Source organism: Vibrio sp. OPT18 (genome assembly GCF_015163615.1).
GTDB lineage: Bacteria > Pseudomonadota > Gammaproteobacteria > Enterobacterales > Vibrionaceae > Vibrio > Vibrio coralliirubri.
Window position 1 is genome coordinate 59,776 of the sequence record NZ_JADDYK010000034.1, and the last position, 3,117, is coordinate 62,892.

Here is a 3,117-nt window from a genome sequence, read left to right on the forward strand (position 1 = left end):
GCCCTATTTATTAAATGGATTTGAGGTTATAGTAGTATGAAACCTAATGAAACTATTTCTCCAGCTCAGGCAAAGCCACAGCCCAAAAGTGCCAACTTATTTTACAACCCCACTTTTCGCTCCATCATTTTCCAAATTATCGCCGTCGGGGCGCTTTGTGCTTTCTTTTACACGATTGTAAATAATGCACTCACAAACTTAGATTCCCGTGGTATCACCACCGGTTTTGATTTTCTCTCCCAAGAAGCTGGTTTTGGTATCGGCTTAACACTGATTGAATACGACGAGACCTTCTCATACGGTCGTACGTTCTTTGTCGGTCTTCTCAATACCGCTTTGGTTTCAGTACTCGGCATCATGCTAGCGACAGTGCTGGGCTTTAGTATGGGTATCGCTAGACTCTCTTCAAACTGGCTAGTTAGCCGATTTGCAGCTGTCTACATTGAGATATTCCGAAATATCCCTCTTCTATTACAAATCTTTTTCTGGTATTTCGCCGTTCTACAAGCCTTGCCTTCTGCTCGTCAAAGTATGAGTCTAGGTGAAGCAATTTTCTTGAACGTACGTGGATTGTACTTCCCTGCACCCGTGTTTGAGCAAGGCAGTAGCATTGTCATCGCATCATTGATTGTCGGTATTATTGCTACGTTTATTATCAACATCTGGGCTAAGAACAGACAGAAACTGACCGGCCAACAAACACCGATGTTGCGAATTGCCGCTGCGTTGATTTTAGGCTTACCGTTGGTAACTTACTTTGTTATGGGCATGCCTATCTCTGCAGATTACCCTGTGTTGAAAGGGTTTAACTTCAAGGGTGGTGTTACCATAATCCCTGAGCTTGCTGCATTGATGCTCGCTTTAAGTATCTACACAGCAGCGTTCATTGCTGAGATTGTTCGTTCAGGAATTAACGCGGTAAACCATGGGCAAACTGAGGCTGCGATGTCTCTAGGCATCCCACGTTCTAGAACTTTAAAGCTTGTTATTATTCCACAAGCATTAAGAATTATTATCCCACCACTAACCAGTCAGTATCTAAACCTGACTAAAAACTCATCACTTGCGATGGCCATTGGTTACCCTGATCTTGTCTCTGTATTTGCAGGAACAACACTTAACCAAACTGGACAAGCTATCGAAGTAATCGCGATGACAATGGGCGTCTACCTAACCTTGAGCCTATTAACGTCTGCTCTAATGAACATATACAACCGCAAAGTAGCGTTGGTGGAGAGATAAGATGAGTACACATCAATTTCAACCTGATCTTCCGCCTCCAGCGAATACCGTTGGACCAGTCGGTTGGTTAAGAAAAAATCTATTTAATGGACCTGTTAACAGCGTCGTCACTGTGATTCTTGCTTACTTTGCTTTCACCCTATTATGGGCAATAGCGGATTGGGCATTCATCAGTGCCGACTGGATAGGAACCACACGTGATGCCTGTACTAGCGAAGGCGCTTGTTGGGTTTTTATCAGCGTTCGTTGGGACCAATTCATGTATGGCTTCTACCCAGAAGCTGAACTGTGGCGACCTCGCCTCTTCTACGCAACGTTGGCCATTTTTGTAGCCTTACTGGCTTATGAAAAAACACCTAAACGCACGTGGATTTGGTTGTTCTTCGTCAACATCTACCCATTTATCATTGCCGGCTTGCTATACGGTGGCGTCTTTGGGTTAGAAGTTGTTGATACCCATAAATGGGGCGGCCTACTGGTTACACTGGTCATCGCACTTGTTGGTATTGTAGTGTCACTCCCTATTGGTGTTGCACTTGCTCTTGGGCGTCGCTCAGAGATGCCGATCATTCGCAGTATGTGTACCGTATACATCGAAATTTGGCGTGGCGTACCGCTCATTACAGTTCTTTTCATGGCTTCAGTAATGCTGCCACTCTTTTTATCAGAAGGGACAGAAACCGATAAGCTGATTCGAGCACTTGTTGGGGTAGTACTATTCAGTGCAGCCTACATGGCCGAAGTAATTCGTGGTGGTTTACAAGCAATACCAAAAGGCCAATACGAAGCAGCTGATGCTCTGGGGTTAAGCTACTGGAAAAAGACTGGGCTTATCATTCTACCTCAAGCTCTTAAAATCACGATCCCTTCAATTGTGAACACCTTCATTGGTTTGTTTAAAGATACCAGTCTTGTTTTGATTATTGGTATGTTTGATGTACTAGGGATTGGCCAAGCCGCGAATACCGACCCTGAATGGCTTGGGTATTCAACAGAAAGTTATGTATTTGTCGCGTTAGTGTTCTGGGTGTTTTGTTTTGGCATGTCGAGATATTCGATATGGCTAGAAAACAGACTTCACACCGGTCACAAACGATAATTAACAAGATCAAGGACGTATTATGACGCAGCAGACAGAAAACAACTCTCAAGGTCTTATGATCGAGTTGAAAGACATGAACAAATGGTACGGTGAATTCCACGTACTTAAGAACATTAATCTAGAAGTTAAAAAAGGCGAGAAAATCGTTATCTGTGGCCCTTCAGGCTCTGGTAAATCAACGATGATCCGCTGCATCAACCGATTAGAAGAGCACCAAAAAGGTCATATCTTCGTTTCAGGTAATGAATTAACGGAAGATCTAAAGAACATCGAAGCTGTTCGCCGAGATGTCGGCATGTGTTTCCAGCACTTCAATCTGTTTCCACATCTGACGGTATTAGAGAACTGCACTCTGGCCCCTATCTGGGTCAAAAAGATGCCAAAAGAAGAAGCTGAGGCGATTGCAATGAAGTACCTAGAGCGAGTTAAAATCCCTGAGCAAGCAGACAAGTTCCCAGGTCAGCTTTCAGGTGGTCAACAACAGCGTGTAGCTATTGCTCGCTCTTTGTGTATGAATCCTCAAGTGATGCTGTTTGATGAACCAACGTCGGCGCTCGATCCAGAAATGGTTCGTGAGGTGTTAGACGTAATGGTTGAACTTGCAGAGGAAGGCATGACGATGCTTTGTGTAACACACGAGATGGGCTTTGCTAAAGAGGTCGCGGATCGCGTTATCTTCATGGATGCCGGTGAAATCATAGAAGAGAACAACCCTGTCGATTTCTTTGAAAACCCACAATCAGACAGAACGCAGAACTTCTTAAGCCAAATCT

General features: G+C 44.2%; 3 protein-coding genes. All 3 read left to right on the plus strand.

Features of this window, described 5'->3' with window-relative positions; translation table 11 throughout:
* Window positions 1–36: 36 nt before the first annotated feature.
* Window positions 37–1,242 carry an amino acid ABC transporter permease gene (locus IQQ51_RS08095; protein WP_193840783.1) on the plus strand — a complete coding sequence of 402 codons (1,206 nt, stop codon included), beginning with the start codon at window positions 37–39 and terminating at the stop codon, window positions 1,240–1,242.
* A 1-nt stretch (window position 1,243) separates the two neighbouring features.
* A complete protein-coding gene (locus tag IQQ51_RS08100) occupies window positions 1,244–2,341 on the plus strand; it encodes an amino acid ABC transporter permease (protein ID WP_017066317.1) in 1,098 nt (365 codons plus the stop codon).
* Between the two features lie 22 nt (window positions 2,342–2,363).
* Window positions 2,364–3,117, plus strand: a 754-nt coding sequence (locus tag IQQ51_RS08105) for an amino acid ABC transporter ATP-binding protein (RefSeq protein WP_193840784.1), incomplete at its 3' end; no start/stop codon positions are given.